General features: G+C 71.5%; 15 protein-coding genes. 13 read left to right on the forward strand and 2 right to left on the reverse strand.

Annotation, left to right across the window (positions count from 1 at the left end):
- Nucleotides 1–11: 11 nt before the first annotated feature.
- Entirely contained in the window at nt 12–1,058 is a 1,047-nt protein-coding gene (locus ACFYPN_RS01675; protein WP_389296424.1) for an AAA family ATPase, read from the reverse strand.
- 432 nt (nt 1,059–1,490) lie between these two features.
- Nucleotides 1,491–2,054, reverse strand: coding sequence for a carbonic anhydrase (locus tag ACFYPN_RS01680; RefSeq protein ID WP_358761039.1), 564 nt, complete (start codon nt 2,052–2,054; stop codon nt 1,491–1,493).
- Between the two features lie 617 nt (nt 2,055–2,671).
- Between ACFYPN_RS01680 and rsmH the strand changes: the two genes are divergently transcribed.
- The 13 genes from rsmH to ACFYPN_RS01745 all read left to right on the forward strand — a co-directional run bounded on the left by rsmH (nt 2,672) and on the right by ACFYPN_RS01745 (nt 18,692).
- Nucleotides 2,672–3,637 carry a 16S rRNA (cytosine(1402)-N(4))-methyltransferase RsmH gene (gene rsmH / locus ACFYPN_RS01685; protein ID WP_358761040.1) on the forward strand — a complete coding sequence of 322 codons (966 nt, stop codon included), beginning with the start codon at nt 2,672–2,674 and terminating at the stop codon, nt 3,635–3,637.
- A gap of 70 nt (nt 3,638–3,707) precedes the next feature.
- Nucleotides 3,708–4,313 (forward strand): septum formation initiator, encoded by a 606-nt coding sequence (locus ACFYPN_RS01690; RefSeq protein WP_358761041.1) that lies wholly within the window; start codon nt 3,708–3,710, stop codon nt 4,311–4,313.
- Nucleotides 4,314–4,317: 4 nt separating this feature from the next.
- Entirely contained in the window at nt 4,318–6,285 is a 1,968-nt protein-coding gene (locus tag ACFYPN_RS01695) for a peptidoglycan D,D-transpeptidase FtsI family protein (RefSeq protein WP_389296425.1), read from the forward strand.
- A gap of 135 nt (nt 6,286–6,420) precedes the next feature.
- Nucleotides 6,421–8,160 (forward strand): UDP-N-acetylmuramoyl-L-alanyl-D-glutamate--2,6-diaminopimelate ligase, encoded by a 1,740-nt coding sequence (locus ACFYPN_RS01700; protein WP_389296426.1) that lies wholly within the window; start codon nt 6,421–6,423, stop codon nt 8,158–8,160.
- A 4-nt stretch (nt 8,161–8,164) separates the two neighbouring features.
- Nucleotides 8,165–9,571 (forward strand): UDP-N-acetylmuramoyl-tripeptide--D-alanyl-D-alanine ligase, encoded by a 1,407-nt coding sequence (murF, locus tag ACFYPN_RS01705; protein WP_358761043.1) that lies wholly within the window; start codon nt 8,165–8,167, stop codon nt 9,569–9,571.
- Nucleotides 9,568–10,638 (forward strand): phospho-N-acetylmuramoyl-pentapeptide-transferase, encoded by a 1,071-nt coding sequence (mraY, locus tag ACFYPN_RS01710; protein WP_358761044.1) that lies wholly within the window; start codon nt 9,568–9,570, stop codon nt 10,636–10,638. The genes murF and mraY overlap by 4 nt, the downstream gene beginning before the upstream one ends.
- Nucleotides 10,620–12,104, forward strand: coding sequence for a UDP-N-acetylmuramoyl-L-alanine--D-glutamate ligase (gene murD, locus ACFYPN_RS01715; RefSeq protein ID WP_358761045.1), 1,485 nt, complete (start codon nt 10,620–10,622; stop codon nt 12,102–12,104). The genes mraY and murD overlap by 19 nt, the downstream gene beginning before the upstream one ends.
- A gap of 122 nt (nt 12,105–12,226) precedes the next feature.
- Nucleotides 12,227–13,711 carry a putative lipid II flippase FtsW gene (ftsW, locus tag ACFYPN_RS01720; protein ID WP_389296427.1) on the forward strand — a complete coding sequence of 495 codons (1,485 nt, stop codon included), beginning with the start codon at nt 12,227–12,229 and terminating at the stop codon, nt 13,709–13,711.
- A gap of 6 nt (nt 13,712–13,717) precedes the next feature.
- A complete protein-coding gene (murG, locus tag ACFYPN_RS01725) occupies nt 13,718–14,812 on the forward strand; it encodes an undecaprenyldiphospho-muramoylpentapeptide beta-N-acetylglucosaminyltransferase (RefSeq protein WP_358761047.1) in 1,095 nt (364 codons plus the stop codon).
- A gap of 49 nt (nt 14,813–14,861) precedes the next feature.
- On the forward strand, nt 14,862–15,656 hold the full coding sequence (locus tag ACFYPN_RS01730; RefSeq protein ID WP_358761048.1) for an FtsQ-type POTRA domain-containing protein: 795 nt from the start codon (nt 14,862–14,864) through the stop codon (nt 15,654–15,656).
- Nucleotides 15,657–15,931: 275 nt separating this feature from the next.
- Entirely contained in the window at nt 15,932–17,143 is a 1,212-nt protein-coding gene (ftsZ, locus tag ACFYPN_RS01735; protein WP_358761049.1) for a cell division protein FtsZ, read from the forward strand.
- Nucleotides 17,144–17,157: 14 nt separating this feature from the next.
- Nucleotides 17,158–17,973, forward strand: a complete 816-nt coding sequence (pgeF, locus tag ACFYPN_RS01740; protein WP_358761050.1) for a peptidoglycan editing factor PgeF — start codon at nt 17,158–17,160, stop codon at nt 17,971–17,973.
- Entirely contained in the window at nt 17,970–18,692 is a 723-nt protein-coding gene (locus ACFYPN_RS01745) for a YggS family pyridoxal phosphate-dependent enzyme (protein ID WP_358761051.1), read from the forward strand. Before pgeF ends, ACFYPN_RS01745 begins: the two co-directional genes overlap by 4 nt.
- The last annotated feature ends 21 nt before the right edge of the window (nt 18,693–18,713 follow it).

Raw genomic sequence — 18,713 nt, forward strand, 5'->3', positions numbered from 1 at the left:
CGCGTCCGCCATCACGGGCGCCGCGCGCCGGGCGCGTACGCCGGACCGCCCTGCGGGTACGGAAGGACGCGCCGGTCGGCGGCAACCGTGTCCGGCGAGGTGGGTACGGGCGTGCGGTGCAGGATCTCCTGCACCACCTGCTCCGCCGTGCGGCGGTTCAGTTGCGCCTGCGCGGTGGGCAGCAGACGGTGGGCCAGCACCGGCACCGCGAGCGCCTGGACGTCGTCGGGCAGCGCGTAGTCCCGGCCGCCGAGGGCCGCCGACGCCTTGGCCGCGCGCAGCAGGTGCAGGCTGGCCCGGGGGGAGGCGCCGAGCCGCAGGTCGGGGTGGTTGCGGGTGGCCTGGACCAGCTCCACGGTGTATCGCCGCACCGACTCGGCCACGTGCACCGCGCGGACCGCGTCGATCAGCTTCACGATGTCGTGGGCGTGGGCCACCGGCTGGAAGTCGTCCAGCGGCGGGACCCCGCCGTGCACGTCGAGCATCCGCAGCTCGGCCTCCAGGCTGGGGTATCCCATGGACACCCGCGCCATGAACCGGTCGCGCTGGGCCTCCGGCAGTGGGTAGGTGCCCTCCATCTCGACCGGGTTCTGGGTCGCGACGACCATGAAGGGGTCGGGCAGCGCGTAGGTCTGCCCGTCGGTCGTGACCTGCCGTTCCTCCATCGATTCGAGGAGGGCGGACTGCGTCTTGGGCGACGCGCGGTTGATCTCGTCGCCGATCACGATCTGGGCGAAGATGGCGCCCGGCTTGAATTCGAAGTCCTTGCGCTGCTGGTCGAAGACCGACACACCGGTGATGTCCGAGGGCAGCAGGTCCGGGGTGAACTGGATGCGGCGCACCGAACAGTCGATGGACCGGGCCAGCGCCTTGGCCAGCATGGTCTTGCCGACCCCGGGTACATCCTCGATCAGCAGGTGACCCTCGGCGAGCAACACGGTCAGCGCGATCCGCACGACCTCGGGCTTGCCCTCGATCACGCGCTCCACCGACCCGCGCACCCGCTCCGTCGTGGTGGTCAGATCTGTGAGGTTCGCTCGCTCGTCATAGGTGGTCACCCGGTCCTCCTCGGCCCTTCACGCACGGGCCCCCACCGCCGAACGGCCTGGCCCACCCCGAATTGCGGACGCCCTTCCGGAAGCCCCGGAGTACGTCACCCACCGCATTCTTGTTGCCGTTACCGCTTCGTGTCACTTGCCTGCGGACAACCGGCACCGATATGTCGGGTGTTGTCGATATTCGTATGCCGGGACGAGAGGCGACGGGGGCCGGCCGCGGGCGGGACGGATGGCCGACGACGGACGGAGCCGGCGGACGAGGGGAGGTGAAGAGCTGGTGAGGAGGGGTCCGGGGGAAGCAGCCGGTGGTGAACGGTCCGGCGCGCCGCGCACCTCACGGGACCCCGGGGCGGAACTCCGTCAGGGGCCCCGCCACCCGGTCCGGGCGACGGCGGGCCCCGGCGACCCCGCGGGCTCGCCGGGGCGGGAGGGTCAGGAGGCCGGGGAGATCTCGCGCAGCAGACCGGTCTTGACGTCGAAGACGAAGCCCCGGACGTCGTCGGTGTGCAGCAGGAACGGCGAGGTACGGACCCGCTGGATCGACTGGCGCACGTCCTGGTCGACGTCGGAGAAGGACTCCACGGCCCACACCGGCCGCTGGCCGACCTCGAGCTCCAGCTCGTGGCGGAAGTCCTCGGTCAGCGATTCGAGGCCGCAGGTGGTGTGGTGGATGAGTATGACGCTGCGGGTGCCCAGCGCCCGCTGGCTGATGGTGAGCGACCGGATCACGTCGTCGGTGACCACGCCGCCCGCGTTGCGGATCGTGTGGCAGTCACCGAGTTCCAGGCCCAGCGCTGCGTGCAGGTCGATGCGGGCGTCCATGCAGGCGACCACGGCCACCTTCTGGACCGGCCGGGCGTCCATGCCCGGGTCCGTGAACGCGCTCGCGTAGTGGCTGTTCGCCTGCACCAGGCGGTCCGTGACGGAGTCGGCCGGACGGGAGGTGTCCGAGGCGGCGGGGACGGCTGCGGAGGGGGACTGTGCGGAAGTCGACATGGATACGACGTTAGCCGCCCCACCTGCTCGGAGCGGTTCTAGGAAAAGGACAAAGAACATCAACGAGCCTTGTTGTGAGCCAATCCACAGGACTCACTACGGCTCACCCGTCCGAGTGAGGACCGTGGGCCACCGGAGCGGGGCGACGCGCTGGGCGGTTCGTTGATCCGGAATCGATCGAATGGCAGGGTGGACTAAAGTGACGCGAAGTTACCGACCGGCCGTAAGGCCGGCCGCGTTCCGCGGGCTCCGTGCGTTTCCGCCGCATGTTCCGGTCCTTCCGCGACGTCGGCGGTACCGGTGGTGCCCGTGGTTCGAGTGGTTCTCCGCACGTACCGCAGCGGTTCCGGTGGTTCTCCGCACGCACCGCGGTGGGCGGCAGTGATCCGTCGCAGTCCCACCAGTCGTCGTCCCCCTAGTTCTCCCAGTTCTCCGTAGTGTTCCGACGTTCTCCGTATTTCCGATCTCCCCGTGATGTGCGGCGAACGTGCGGCCCGGCCCTCTCCCGCTCATGGCCGGCCGGCGCCCCTTCCCCGGCGCCGGCAGGCCTCCCCTTCTGAGCGGGCGGGGACCAGGCCGCACGTGCCGCCTCACGGACCTGAGCCTGAGAGGGCGCATTGAGCCAGACCCGACACGTCCCGGTGATGCTCCAGCGATGCCTGGACCTGTTGGCCCCGGCTCTGCGGCGGGAGGACGGCACCCCACCGGTGGTCGTCGACTGCACCCTCGGCCTGGGCGGACACAGCGAGGCACTGCTCACCGCCTTCCCCGAGGCCCGGCTGGTCGCCCTCGACCGGGACAAGGAGGCACTCCGGCTCTCGGGCGAGCGCCTCGCCCCGTACGGCGACCGCGCCACCCTGGTGCACGCGGTCTACGACGAACTGCCCGAGGTGCTGGACCGGCTCGGTATCCCCAAGGTCCAGGGTGTCCTCTTCGACCTCGGCGTCTCCTCCATGCAGCTGGACGAGGCCGACCGGGGTTTCGCGTACGCCCAGGACGCGCCGCTCGACATGCGCATGGACCAGAGCACCGGGATCGGTGCGGCGGAGGTGCTCAACACCTACCCGCCGGGCGAACTCGTCCGCATCCTGCGCGCGTACGGCGAGGAGAAGCAGGCCAAGCGGATCGTCTCGGCCGTCGTGCGCGAGCGCGAGAAGGAACCGTTCACCAACAGTGCCCGGCTGGTCGAACTGATCCGTGACTCGCTGCCGCAGGCCGCCAAGCGCACCGGCGGCAATCCGGCCAAGCGCACCTTCCAGGCGCTGCGCATCGAGGTGAACGGCGAACTCACGGTCCTGGAGAACGCCATCCCCGCCGCGGTCGCCTCCCTCGCCGTCGGTGGCCGGATCGCCGTGCTGTCCTACCACTCGCTGGAGGACCGGCTGGTCAAGCAGGTGTTCGCGGCAGGCGCCGCGAACACCGCGCCGCCGGGACTGCCCGTCGTCCCCGAGCGCTACCAGCCCCGCCTCAAGCTCCTCACCCGGGGCGCCGAGCTGCCCACCGAGGAGGAGGTCGCCGAGAACCGGCGGGCCGCCCCGGCCCGGCTGCGCGGCGCCGAACGCATCCGCGAGGAGGAGCGGTGACCGCGCGGCCGGGCCCGGGGCTGCCGGGGCGTACTCCCGCCGACGGTACGGGCGCGCGGGAGGCGGCGCGGTGAACGGACCGGCCGCACCGCTGAAGGGACGCGCCGCCCGCCTGGCCCGGCTGATGCCGTCGGGGCCGAGCAACGCCGCCCGTACCCCCTTCATGCTGCTGGTGGTGGTCCTCCTCGGCGGCGGGCTGATCAGCCTCTTGCTGCTCAACTCCGCGCTCAACGAGGGCTCCTTCCGGCTCAGCGAGCTGCGGAAGCAGACGACCGACCTCACCGACGAGGAGCAGGCGCTCCAGCGGGACGTGGACGGGTACTCGCAGCCCGACGCGCTGGAGCGGCGGGCCAGGGAGCTGGGCATGGTCCCCGGCGGCAGCCCCGCCTTCCTGAACCCGGACGGCACGGTGCGGGGCGTTCCCGCCGAGGTCACCGCCGCCCCGGAACCCACACCGACCCCGCCCCCGGCGGACGCCCCCACGGCCGCCGGAGATCCCCAGGCCGCCGGTGATCCCACGGCAGCCGGAGTGCCCCAGGCCGCCGGAGCCCCCGGGGAGGAGGCCGCGAGCCCCTCGGCCGGCGTCCCGCCCCCCTCCGCCCCGGCGGACTCCACGGCCGCCACCCCGGCGGACTCCACCGCGACGACCACGACCCCGACGAGCCCCGGCAGGTGACGCAGTGCCGTCCAAGGAACCGCCGCGCCGCCGTGTACCCGGCCCCGCCCGCCCCCGGGGGGCCGTCGGCGGTACGGGACGCCCCCGGCCCGGGGCCCGGCGCCCGCGCCCCTCGTCCGGCCGGCCCGGCCGCCCGGCACCGCGCTCCCTGCGCCTCGGCAACCCGCGTCCCCGGCTGCGCCTGGTCGGCCTCGGACTGACCCTCGTCATGCTGGCGTTCGTGGCCCGGCTCCTCCAGGTCCAGGCCGTCGACGCGCACGCGTACGCGGCCAAGGCCAAGGAGAACCGCTACCTCGAGTACACCGTGGCCGCCGAACGCGGCGAGATCACCGACCGCAACGGGATCGCCCTGGCGACCAGCGTCGACGCGTACGACATCACCGCCGACCCCAAGATGTTCACCCCGGCCGAGAGCGGAACCCCGGACGCGCCGGAACAGGCGGCGGCCCTGCTCGCCCCCATCCTCGGCAAGGACACGGCCACGCTCACCGCGCAGCTGTCGAAGCCCGGGAGCCGCTACACCGTGCTCGCCCGGCGGCAGACCCCGCAGGTCTGGAAGCAGATCAAGGATCTGAAGTCCGTCCTCGCGGAGAAGGCGGCCGAGAAAGGCGGGAAGGGGACCAGTGCGCTGGCGGGGGTCTTCCAGGAGCCGACGACCAAACGCGTCTATCCCAACGGCGACCTCGCCGCCGGGATACTGGGATTCGTCAACGCCGACGGCAAGGGGGGCGGTGGCCTGGAGTCCCAGCTGAACGAGGAGCTCTCCGGCCAGGACGGGAAGATCAAGTACGCCCAGTCCGGGGGCCGCCGGGTGCCGACCGCCGGGGCGAAGGAGATCCCCGCCGTCGAGGGCACGGACATCGAGCTGACGATCGACCGGGACATCCAGTGGGCCGCCCAGCGGGCCATCTCCGAGCAGGTCGAGGAGTCCAAGGCGGACGGCGGGTACGTCGTCGTGCAGAACACCAGGACCGGTGAGCTGCTGGCCATGGCCAACGCCCCCGGCTTTGACCCGAACGACCTCTCCACGGTCGGCTCCGGTTCCCTCGGCAATGCGGCGCTCCAGGACGTCTACGAGCCGGGCTCCACGGCCAAGGTCATGTCGATGGCCGCCGTGCTGGAGGAGGGCGCCGCCACCCCCACCACCCACGTCACCGTGCCGAACCGGCTGCACCGCGGGGACCGGCTCTTCAAGGACGACATCGACCACAAGACCTGGTACCTCACGCTCAACGGCGTACTCGCCAAGTCCAGCAACATCGGCACCATCCTGGCGACCGGTCAGCTCGGCAGGACCCAGCCCGAGGCGAACAAGGTCCTCTACTCCTACCTCCGCAAGTTCGGCATCGGCAGCCCCACCGGCCTCGGCTACCCCGGCGAGTCGTCGGGCATCCTCGCCGAGCCCCAGGACTGGTCGACCTCCCAGCAGTACACGATCCCCTTCGGCCAGGGCCTCTCCCTCAACGCCGTCCAGGCGGCCTCGGTCTACTCGACCGTCGCCAACGGCGGAGTACGGATCGCCCCCACGCTCGTCCGCGGCACCAAGGGCGCCGACGGCCGCTACACGGAGGCCCCGAAACCCGGGAAGACCCGGGTGATCAGTGAGAAGACCGCCAAGGAACTCTCCACCATGCTGGAGTCCGTCGTCGACGACGGAGAGGGAACCGGTACCAAGGCGCGCATCCCCGGCTACCGGGTGGCGGGCAAGACCGGTACCGCCAACCGGGTGGACCCGGTCAGCGGCGTCTACGACGGCTACACCGCCTCGTTCGCCGGCTTCGCGCCGGCCGACGATCCGCAGATCACCGTCTACTGCGCGATCCAGAACCCCACCCGGGGCAACTACTTCGGCGGCCAGATCTGCGGGCCGATCTACAAGAAGGTCATGGAGTTCGCGCTGAAGACCCTCCAGACCCAGCCGAGCGGCACCAAGTCGCCCGGCCTGCCGGTCTCCTTCCAGCCGGGCGGCTGAGAGGCGCAGTACCACCGCGGTCCGTGCCGGGCGGACGGAGACGTTCCGGCCGGCACGGACCGCACGGCGAGCCGCACCGCGCGCCGCACCCGGCCGGACCCGGCCGTGACCTCGTACGTTCCCAGGGGAGCACCAGTGACAACCATCACCCCCGATCCGGGGAACCGGAACGAAAGGTTCCGCAACCCCGGCCCCTCGCTTCGCGGGAGGCCGGGTCAGCCCGGTACGCTCACCGCCGTGCCCCACGCTGATCAGTACCGAATCACCCAGAAGGACGCGCCCGTGAACTACCCGGGAGCGCCCCGACCGGAGCGGCTCCGGCCGACCCCCCTCGGCGAGCTGGCAGCCCGCCTCGGCCTCGAACCACCGAAGGCGGTGGACGTCTCCGGCATCACCCACGACTCCCGGGCGGTCCGGCCCGGCGATGTGTACGCGGCGCTGCCGGGTGCCAGGCTGCACGGCGCCGACTTCGCGGCCCAGGCGGCCGGACTGGGCGCCGTCGCGGTCCTCACCGACCCCTCGGGCGCCGACCGTGCCGCCGCCACCGGGCTCCCGGTGCTGGTCGCCGAGGACCCGCGCGCCGTCATGGGCGACCTCGCCGCCGAGATCTACGACCGCCCCGGCGCCGGCCTGCTCCAGATCGGCATCACCGGGACCTCGGGCAAGACCACCACCGCGTACCTCGTCGAGGGCGGGCTGCGCGGCGCCGGTCGTGCCACCGGGCTCATCGGCACGGTCGAGACGCGCATCGGCGACGAGCGGATCAAGTCCGAACGCACCACCCCCGAAGCCACCGACCTGCAAGCCCTCTTCGCCGTCATGCGCGAACGCGGTGTCGAAGCCGTCGCGATGGAGGTCTCCAGCCACGCGCTGGTACTGGGCCGGGTCGACGGCTGCGTCTTCGACGTTGCCGTCTTCAACAACCTCAGCCCGGAACACATGGAGTTCCACTCCGGCATGGAGGACTACTTCCAGGCCAAGGCCCAGCTCTTCACCCCGGAGCGCAGCAGGCGAGGGGTCGTCAACTACGACGACGACTACGGCCGCAGACTCGTCACCGAGGCCGGCGTCCCGGTCACCACCTTCTCCGCCGAGGGCCACCCCGACGCCGACTGGCGCGCCGAGGACGTCGAAGTCGGGCCGCAGGACAGCACCTTCACCGTCGTCGGCCCCGAGGGCGAGCGCGTCACCGCCCGGGCGCCGCTGCCCGGCCCGTTCAACGTGGCCAACACCCTCGCCGCGATCGTCACCCTGGCGGTCGCCGGGATCGACCCGCAGACCGCCGCCGACGGCGTCGGGGCCGTACCCGGCGTCCCCGGCCGGCTGGAGCGCGTCGACGCGGGGCAGCCGTACCTCGCGGTCGTCGACTACGCGCACAAGACGGATGCCGTGGAATCGGTGCTCCGCTCGCTGCGCAAGGTCACCCGGGGCCGGGTGCACGTCGTGCTCGGCTGCGGCGGAGACCGCGACACCACCAAACGCGGCCCGATGGGCGCGGCCGCGGCCCGCCTCGCGGACACCGCCGTACTGACCTCCGACAACCCCCGCTCCGAGGACCCGCTGCGGATTCTCTCCGCGATGCTCGCGGGCGCCGCCGAGGTGCCCGTCCACGAACGCGGCGACGTCCTGGTCGACGCGGACCGCGCCGCGGCCGTCGCGGCGGCCGTGGCCCGCGCGCAGCCCGGCGACACCGTCCTGATCGCCGGCAAGGGGCACGAGCAGGGCCAGGACGTCCACGGGGTGGTACGCCCCTTCGACGACCGCCTGGTCCTGCGCGCGGCCATCGAACGGTCCCTGGGGCGTTCCGGGGCCGCGTCCGGCGGCACCGACCCGCAGCAGCACGAAGCCCACCACGAGAACAACAGTCAGGGATGACCAAGTGATCGCCCTTTCCCTCGCCGAGATCGCCGAAATCGTCGGCGGGCAGCCGCACGACATACCGGACACCTCGGTCGTCGTCGACGGCCCGGTCGTCATCGACTCCCGGAAGGTGGAGCGAGGCAGCCTGTTCGCCGCGTTCGTCGGTGAACAGGTCGACGGCCACGACTACGCCACCGGTGCTGTGGCGGCCGGAGCCGTCGCGGTGCTGGCCACCCGCCCCGTCGGGGTGCCCGCGATCGTCGTCAGCGACGTCGTGGCCGCTCTGGGCGCCCTCGCCCGCCACGTCGTCGAACGCCTCGGCGTCCCCGTCGTCGCCCTCACCGGCTCGGCGGGCAAGACCTCCACCAAGGACCTCATCGCCCAGCTCATGGAGCGCATGGGGCCGACCATCTACCCGGCGGGCAACCTCAACAACGAGATCGGTCTGCCGCTCACGGTGCTCCGCGCCACCGAGGAGACCCAGCACCTCGTGCTGGAGATGGGCGCCCGCTACATCGGCGACATCCGCTACCTCACCGGACTCGTCCCGCCCCGCATCGGACTCGTCCTCAACGTCGGCACCGCACACATCGGCGAGTTCGGCGGCCGGGAGCAGATCGCCCAGGCCAAGGGCGAGATGGTGGAGTCGCTCCCCGAGGACGGGGTGGCCGTCCTCAACGCCGACGACCCGCTCGTGCGTGCCATGTCCTCCCGTACGAAAGCACGGCTCCTGCTCTTCGGAGAGGCACCCGAAGCGGACGTACGGGGAGAGAACGTACGTCTCACCGCGGACGGACGCCCCGCATTCAGCCTCCACACACCCACCGGGTGCAGCGAGGTGACCATGCGCCTGTACGGTGAGCACCACGTGTCGAACGCGCTCGCCGCGGCCGCCGTCGCCCATGAGTTGGGCATGCCCGTACACGAGATCGCCGAGGTGCTCTCCGAGGCGGGCACCCTCTCCCGCTGGCGCATGGAGGTCACCGAGCGTCCGGACGGTGTGACGTTCGTCAACGACGCCTACAACGCGAACCCCGAATCCATGAGAGCCGCACTCCGTGCGCTGGCCGCCATGGGCCGGGGCCGGCGGACCTGGGCGGTGCTCGGTGAGATGGCCGAGCTCGGTGACGAGTCGCTCTCCGAGCACGACGCGGTCGGACGGCTTGCCGTCCGGCTCAACGTCAGCAAGCTCGTCGCGGTCGGGGGGAGAGAAGCCTCCTGGCTGCAACTGGGCGCTTACAACGAGGGTTCGTGGGGTGAGGAGTCGGTGCACGTGTCCGACGCACAGGCGGCCGTCGACCTGTTGCGCAGTGAACTGCGCCCGGGAGACGTCGTGCTGGTGAAGGCGTCCCGGTCGGTCGGCCTGGAGAAGGTCGTCCAGGCACTGCTGGAGAACTCGACCGAGGGCGAGGTCACCGGCCGATGAGGCAGATCCTCTTCGCGGGGGCCATCGGCCTCTTCCTGACCCTGGTCGGGACCCCGCTGCTCATCAAGCTGCTGGCCCGCAAGGGGTACGGGCAGTTCATCCGGGACGACGGCCCGCGCACGCACGGCAGCAAGAAGGGCACGCCCACCATGGGCGGCATCGCCTTCATCCTGGCGACGATCATCGCGTACGTCCTGGCGAAGGTCATCACCGGCGAGGAGATGCGGTTCTCCGGTGTCCTCGTGCTCTTCCTGATGACGGGGATGGGGCTCGTCGGCTTCCTGGACGACTACATCAAGATCGTCAAGCAGCGTTCGCTCGGCCTGCGGGCCAAGGCGAAGATGGCCGGCCAGCTGATCGTCGGCATCGCGTTCGCGGTGCTCTCGCTCCAGTTCGCCGACATCCACGGCAACACCCCGGCGTCCACCCGGCTCTCGTTCGTCGAGGACTTCGGCTGGTCGATCGGACCGGTCCTCTTCGTCGTCTGGGCCCTGTTCATGATTCTCGCCATGTCCAACGGCGTGAACCTGACGGACGGTCTGGACGGCCTGGCCACCGGTGCGTCGGTGATGGTCTTCGGTGCCTACACCTTCATCGGCCTCTGGCAGTTCCAGGAGTCGTGCGCCAACGCGATGGAACTGACCAACCCCAGCGCCTGTTTCGAAGTGCGGGACCCACTCGACCTGGCGGTCGTCGCCTCCGCGCTGATGGGTTCCTGCTTCGGCTTCCTCTGGTGGAACACCTCGCCGGCCAAGATCTTCATGGGTGACACCGGTTCGCTCGCGCTCGGCGGCGCCCTCGCGGGCCTCGCCATCTGCTCGCGCACCGAGTTCCTGATGGCCGTCCTCGGCGGTCTCTTCGTGATGATCACCATGTCCGTGGTCATCCAGGTCGGTTCCTTCAAGATGACCGGCAAGCGGGTCTTCCGCATGGCGCCGCTCCAGCACCACTTCGAACTCAAGGGGTGGTCGGAGGTCCTGGTGGTGGTCCGGTTCTGGATCATCCAGGGCATGTGCGTGATCGTCGGTCTCGGACTCTTCTACGCGGGATGGGCAGCCAAGAAGTGAACAACCCCGAAGGGGCGGACCGGGCGGACCGGGCTGGCCAGGACACGGCGGACTGGCGGGGCAAGCACGTCACGGTCGCCGGACTCGGGGTCAGCGGGATTCCCGCCGCCCGGGCCCTGCACGGACTCGGGGCGCTGGTCACCGTCGTCAACGACGGCGACGACGAGCGCTCCCGCGCCCAGGCGGCCGGCCTGGCGGCGGAGGGGATCACCGTGCGCCTCGGCGACGGCGACACCCTGCCCGAGCCCACCGAACTGATCGTCACCGCCCCCGGCTGGAAGCCCGACAAGCCGCTCTTCCTCGCGGCGGCCGCGGCCGGCGTCCCCGTCTGGGGCGACGTCGAACTCGCCTGGCGGCTGCGGGGGGTCAAGGGCGGCGAACCCGCCCCCTGGCTCGCGGTGACCGGCACCAACGGCAAGACCACGACCGTACGGATGCTCGCCTCCATCCTGGAGGCCGCCGGGCTGCGCACCGCGGCCGTCGGCAACATCGGCGTCTCGCTGCTGGACGCCGTGCTCGGCGAGGAGACGTACGACGTGCTCGCCGTCGAACTCTCCAGCTACCAGCTGCACTGGGCGCCCTCGGTGCGCGCCCACTCCGCGACCGTGCTCAACCTGGCCCCGGACCACCTCGACTGGCACGGCTCCATGGCGGCGTACGCCGCCGACAAGGGCCGGATCTACGAGGGCAACACCGTCGCCTGCGTCTACAACGCGGCCGACCCCGCCACCGAGGAACTGGTGCGCGAGGCCGACGTGGAGGAGGGCTGCCGGGCGATCGGCTTCACCCTCTCCACCCCCGGCCCCTCCCAGCTCGGCGTCGTCGACGGCATCCTGGTGGACCGGGCCTTCGTCACCAACCGGCAGAAGCAGGCCCAGGAGCTCGCCGAGGTCGCCGACGTCGACCCGCCCGCCCCGCACAACATCGCCAACGCCCTCGCCGCCGCCGCACTGGCCCGCGCCTTCGGCGTCAAGCCCGCGGCGGTCCGCGACGGACTGCGCGCGTTCCGCCCCGACCCGCACCGCATCGAGCACGTCGCGGACGTCGACGGTGTCGCCTTCGTGGACGACTCCAAGGCCACCAACACCCACGCCACCGAAGCCTCCCTCGCCGCCTACGAGCCGATCGTCTGGATCGCCGGCGGCCTCGCCAAGGGAGCCACCTTCGACGAACTGGTGAGCGGTGCCGCGAAGCGCCTGCGCGGCGTGGTCCTCATCGGCCGCGACCGGGCCCTCATCCGCGAAGCCCTGACGCGACACGCCCCCCAGGTACCCGTGGTCGACCTGGACCGGACCGACACTGGGGCCATGTCCGAGGCGGTCGCCGAGGCCGCACGTCTCGCCCGCCCGGGCGACACCGTGCTGCTGGCCCCGGCCTGCGCCTCGATGGACATGTTCGCCAACTACAACGAGCGGGGCGAGGCGTTCGCGGACGCGGTCCGCGCACTCGCCGACGACAGCGCCTGACAGGACCGGCCCCCGGGCCGTACCGTCCCCGGAGACAATGTGCCCGGGGGACGGTACGGCCCGACGGCCGGGCCGCCGGGCTGCCGCCGCCCCGGGCACGACAAGCGGAGGGGACAGCGACTATGCCGGCCGATGAGGGTCCCGACGCCCTGGGACGGGTCCGCGCGCGGGCACACGCGGCGAGGACCGGCCCCTTCCGTACCCGGCCGTTGGTCCGGGCCGCGCTGGTGGCCCCGTCCGGTCCACCGGACTCCGGGGTACCCACACACCCCGGAACGGCCCTGCGGGGACGGCTCGCCACCGGCGCGGGACGCCCTTCCCGGCCGCCCCGCCCTCCGGGCCGATCCGCCCCCGCACCCCGCGACCTGCGCGGCGGCGGGGTGCGCCGGTCCTACGAGCAGGCACGGCGGGCCTGGGACCGCCCCCTGACGGCGTACTACGTCATCCTCGGCTCCAGCCTGCTGATCACCGTGCTGGGCCTCGTGATGGTCTACAGCGCCTCCATGATCAAGGCGCTGGAACTCGCCAAGCCGAGCACCTACTTCTTCCGCAAGCAGTTCCTGGCCGCCGTCATCGGGGCCGGGCTGATGCTGCTGGCCGCCCGCATGCCGGTCAAGCTCCACCGGGGGCTCGCCTACCCGATGCTGCTCGGCACGGTCTTCCTGATGGCCCTGGTCCAGGTACCCGGCATAGGGATGTCGGTCAACGGCAACCAGAACTGGCTCTACATCGGCGGACCGTTCCAGCTCCAGCCCAGCGAGTTCGGCAAGCTGGCCCTCGTGCTGTGGGGCGCCGACCTGCTCGCCCGCAAACAGGACAAGCGGCTGCTCACCCAGTGGAAACACATGCTGGTGCCGCTGATCCCGGTCGCCTTCATGCTGCTCGGCCTGATCATGCTGGGCGGCGACATGGGCACCGCGATCATCCTCACCGCCATCCTCTTCGGCCTGCTCTGGCTCGCGGGGGCGCCCACCCGGCTCTTCGTCGGAGTGCTCGGCTTCGCCGGGGCCATCGCCGTGCTGCTGATCAAGACCAATCCGAACCGCATGTCCCGGCTCGCCTGCGTGGGCGTCAGCGAACCGGACGCCGCGGGCGGCTGCTGGCAGGCCGCACACGGAATCTACGCCCTCGCGTCCGGCGGCTGGTTCGGATCGGGGCTCGGTGCGAGCGTGGAGAAATGGGGACAACTCCCCGAACCGCACACCGACTTCATCTTCGCCATCACCGGTGAGGAACTGGGGCTGGCGGGCACACTGTCGGTGCTCGCCCTCTTCGCGGCTCTAGGCTATGCGGGTATCCGCGTGGCCGGACGCACGGAGGACCCCTTCGTGAGGTACGCCGCGGGAGGCGTGACGACGTGGATCACCGCGCAGGCCGTGATCAACATCGGTGCGGTGCTCGGCCTGCTGCCGATCGCCGGAGTCCCGCTCCCGCTGTTCTCCTACGGGGGGTCGGCCCTGCTGCCGACCATGTTCGCGGTCGGGTTGATGATCGCCTTCGCGCGGGACGAGACCGGCGCGAAAGCGGCCCTGGCCATGCGGAGGCCCGGGGTGAGATGGAAGACGATGAGACGGCGCGTCAAGAGGCGTCCGTCCGGAGAGCGGTGAATTTCGGTGCATGTCGTACTCGCCGGCGGGGGGACCGCCGGCCACATCGAGCCCGCGCTTGCCCTCGCAGACGCCCTGCGGAGGCAGGACCCGACCGTGGGCATCACCGCCCTCGGCACGGAGCGCGGCCTGGAGACCAGGCTCGTACCCGAGCGGGGGTACGACCTCGCGCTCATCCCGGCCGTACCGCTGCCCCGCAGGCCCACACCGGAGCTGATCACCGTCCCGGGCCGGCTGCGCGGCACCATCAAGGCCGCCGAGCAGATCCTGGAACGCACCAAGGCCGACTGCGTGGTGGGCTTCGGCGGTTACGTCGCGCTGCCCGGCTACCTCGCCGCCAAGCGCGCCGGGGTGCCGATCGTCGTCCACGAGGCCAACGCGCGCCCCGGACTGGCCAACAAGATCGGCTCCCGGTACGCCCACGGTGTCGCCGTCTCCACCCCCGACAGCAAGCTGCGCGGCGCCCGCTACATCGGCATCCCGCTGCGCCGCACCATCGCCACCCTGGACCGGGCCCGGGTGCGTCCGGAGGCGCGTGCCGCCTTCCGGCTCGACCCCAACCTGCCCACGCTGCTGGTCTCCGGCGGCTCGCAGGGCGCCCGCCACCTCAACGAGGTGGTCCAGCGGGTCGCGCCGCTGCTGCAGCGCTCCGGCATCCAGATCCTGCACGTGGTCGGCCCGAAGAACGAATTGCCGCGCATCGACAACATGCCCGGTATGCCGCCCTACATCCCGGTACCGTACGTGGACCGGATGGACCTCGCGTACGCGGCGGCCGACATGATGCTCTGCCGTGCGGGCGCGATGACCGTGGCCGAACTCTCGGCCGTCGGGCTGCCCGCCGCGTACGTACCGCTGCCGATCGGCAACGGCGAACAGCGGCTCAACGCCCAGCCGGTGGTCAACGCCGGCGGCGGCCTGCTGGTGGACGACGCGGCCCTCACCCCCGAGTGGGTGCAGGCCAACGTCCTTCCGGTGCTGTCCGATCCGCACCGATTGTATGAAATGTCACGCGCTGCCGCGGAGTTCGGCCGGCGCGACGCCGACGACCTGCTCGTCGGCATGGTGTACGAGGCGATTGCCGCACGCCGCCAGGCGTGAGGCGGGGCGGGCCCGGGGCGTGTGCCCCGGGCCCGGCGAAGGAGCGAGCGTGGCCGGACCGACGACCGCCCAGCGCGGTGCAGGGCAGCAGGCGGACACTCCGGCGCGGGCGCCGCACGCCGGCCCCGGAAAGGGCGGGTTCGCCCGGCGCAGGGCGCTGGTCCTCGGCGCGGCCGGGGCCGCCCTGCTCGCCGGGGGCGTGGCGTGGGCGCTCTGGGGGTCCTCCTGGCTCCGCCTGGAGCAGGTCGGCGTGAGCGGGACCGGTGTCCTCTCCCCGGCCGAGGTGGAGGCGGCGGCGTCGGCTCCGGTCGGCTCGCCGCTGATCGCCGTGGACACCGATTCCCTGGAGCGGCGATTGCGGCGGAAACTCCCCCGTATCGACACCGTGGAGGTCACGCGTTCCTGGCCGCACGGAATCGACATCGCGGTGAAGGAGCGAAAGCCGGTCCTTCTGCTGGAAAAGGGCGCAAAGTTCACCGAAGTCGACGCGGGGGGCGTGCGGTTCGCCACCGTGGACAGAGCGCCCGAAAGGGTTCCGCTGCTGGAATTGTCGCCCGATCGTTCCGCGAGCCTGCGCCGTTTCGGCGGTGACCGTCTGTTGCGGGAAGCGGTCGGAGTCGCCGGTGACCTCCCCGCGGCCATCGCCCGGGACACCGAGACGGTGCGGGTGACCTCGTACGATTCGATCTCGCTGCGGCTGACAGGTGGACGGGAAGTGATCTGGGGCAGTGGTGAACAGGGTGCCGTGAAGGCGAAAGTCCTCACGGCCCTGATGAAAGCCGCGCCCAAAGCGGGACACTTCGACGTGAGTGCGCCCACCGCTCCTGCCGCTTCGGGGAGTTGACGGGTATTTGGCCTGACCGGCACCCTGGTTGGTCATCGCTACGGGTGATCACATAGGGTGAAAAGAAAAACGGGAGGTTCGGCGTGTTCGTTGAACGTGCGCCACTTGTCGACTTAGTGTCCTGTTCGGAAGAGTCCAAGAAGCAGACACACTGGTAACCCTAAACTTCAGCGTTAGGGTTTGGGTCGGCGTTCGGACCGTCCCCATCGACATCCGTCGTCGCGGCGGGCCACCGCAGAGCGACGACACGTAAATCGAGGCGAGAGGCCTTCGACGTGGCAGCACCGCAGAACTACCTCGCAGTCATCAAGGTCATCGGTGTCGGCGGCGGTGGTGTCAATGCCATCAACCGAATGATCGAGGTCGGTCTCAAGGGCGTCGAGTTCATCGCGATCAACACGGACGCACAAGCCCTGTTGATGAGCGACGCCGACGTCAAGCTCGACGTCGGCCGTGAACTCACCCGGGGACTCGGCGCCGGGGCGAACCCGGCAGTCGGTCGCAAGGCGGCAGAGGACCACCGTGAAGAGATCGAGGAGGTCCTCAAGGGGGCCGACATGGTCTTCGTCACCGCAGGAGAGGGCGGCGGCACCGGCACCGGCGGCGCACCCGTCGTCGCCAACATCGCTCGTTCGCTGGGCGCCCTGACGATCGGTGTGGTCACCCGCCCGTTCACCTTCGAGGGGCGTCGGCGCGCGAACCAGGCGGAGGACGGCATCGCCGAGCTCCGCGAAGAGGTCGACACCCTCATCGTCATCCCCAACGACCGGCTGCTGTCCATCTCGGACCGCCAGGTGAGCGTGCTCGACGCGTTCAAGTCGGCCGACCAGGTGCTGCTCTCGGGTGTCCAGGGCATCACCGACCTCATCACCACCCCCGGGCTCATCAACCTCGACTTCGCCGACGTCAAGTCGGTCATGTCCGAGGCGGGTTCGGCGCTCATGGGCATCGGTTCGGCCCGCGGCGACGACCGCGCGGTGGCGGCGGCCGAGATGGCGATCTCCTCGCCCCTCCTGGAGGCGTCCATCGACGGCGCCCGCGGCGTGCTGCTCTCCATCTCCGGCGGCAGCGACCTCGGTCTCTTCGAGATCAACGAGGCCGCCCAGCTGGTGAGCGAGGCGGCGCACCCCGAGGCGAACATCATCTTCGGCGCGGTCATCGACGACGCGCTGGGCGACGAGGTGCGGGTCACCGTGATCGCTGCGGGCTTCGACGGCGGCCAGCCGCCGGCCCGCCGGGAGAACGTGATCGGCGCCGGTGCCACCAAGCGCGAGGAGCCCGCCCCGCCGGCCCGGCCCGAGCCGGTCCGCCACTCGGCCGGACTCGGTTCCGTGCCGGCCCGCGAGGAAGCCCCGGCCCCGGTCGAAGCCGCGCCGGTCGCGAACGACGGCTCACTGCCGCCGGTCTCCCCGCCGCACGTCCCGACGGCCCGTCCCTACCAGGACACCCAGGCCGAAGAGCTGGACGTACCGGACTTCCTGAAGTGATAGACCGGCACCACGTGGGACCTGCGACCACCGCGGGTCCCACGGTCACAGCGGTACCCGCAGCGGACCCGTCCGGCGGCGCCGGTGCTCACTTCGCCTTCACCGACCGGTGGGGCGGGGTGAGCACCGGCCCGTACGGGTCGCTGAACCTCGGCGGCGCGGTCGGAGACGACCCCGCCGCCGTGCTCGCGAACAGGGCACGTGCGGCCGGCACCCTCGGGCTCGACCCGGAGCGGGTCGTCTGGATGAACCAGGTGCACGGCCGTGAGGCCGCCGTGGTCGACGGGCCCTGGGGTCCGGACCGCGGGATTCCGGCGGTGGACGCGCTGGTGACCAGCCGTCGGGCGCTCCCGCTCGCCGTGCTCACCGCGGACTGCGTCCCGGTCCTGCTGGCCGACCCGGTCGCCGGGGTCGTGGCGGCGGCGCACGCGGGCCGCCCCGGTCTCGTCGCCGGAGTCGTCCCCGCGGCCGTGGAGGCGATGCTCGCCCTCGGCGCCGAAGCCTCCCGGATCGTCGCCCGCACCGGACCCGCGGTCTGCGGCGGCTGTTACGAGGTTCCGGCCGCGATGCGGGACGAGGTCGCCGCGGCCGTGCCCGCCGCCCGGGCCGAAACCCGGTGGGGCACACCGGCGGTGGACGTCGTCGCCGGAGTCCACTCCCAACTCGACGCCCTCGGTGTGCGGGACGTGCGGCGGTCGCCGTTCTGCACGCGGGAGTCGGACGACCACTTCTCCTACCGGCGCGACCGCACCACCGGCCGGCTCGCCGGATACGTATGGCTGGACGGACCTGTCGAGCGGGACGACCGGGACGCCGAGGACACAGCATGACGGAGCGAAGCAAGGAACTCGCCGAGAACCTGGCGCGGGTGGAGGAACGTATCGCCTCCGCCTGTTCCGCGGCCGGTCGGTCGCGGGACGAGGTGACGCTCATCGTGGTCACCAAGACCTATCCCGCGAGCGACGTGCGGGTCCTGCACGGACTCGGGGTGCGTCAGGTGGCCGAGAACCGGGATCAGGACGCGGCCCCGAAGGCCGCGGACTGTTCGGATCTGTCGCTCACTTGGCACTTCGTCGGTCAACTTCAGACGAACAAGGCCCGTTCAGTGACGCGTTATGCCGATGTGGTGCAGTCGATCGACCGGCTCAAGCTGGTGTCCGCTCTCTCCACGGCCGTGGCCGGAGAGCGGGAGAGCGAACTCGGCTGCCTGATCCAGGTCGCCCTCGACGCCGGGAACGGTGAGCGCGGCGAGCGGGGCGGAGTCGCTCCCGAGGGCGTGGAGGCGCTGGCCGCCGCGGTGGCGGCGGCACCCGGACTCCGGCTCGACGGTCTGATGACCGTCGCGCCGCTCGCGGGCCCGTACGCAGGACGGCAACGGGCCGCCTTCGAGCGGCTGATGGAAATCTCATCCCGGCTGCGCACGGACCATCCGGCTGCGAACATGGTCTCCGCGGGGATGAGTTCGGACCTCGAGGACGCCGTTGCGGCCGGAGCGACACATGTACGCGTCGGTACTGCGGTACTCGGAGTCCGACCCCGGCTCGGGTAACGTCGCGAAGAAGGTCGGACC

Source organism: Streptomyces sp. NPDC005576, assembly GCF_042871745.1.
In the GTDB taxonomy this organism is placed as follows: domain Bacteria; phylum Actinomycetota; class Actinomycetes; order Streptomycetales; family Streptomycetaceae; genus Streptomyces.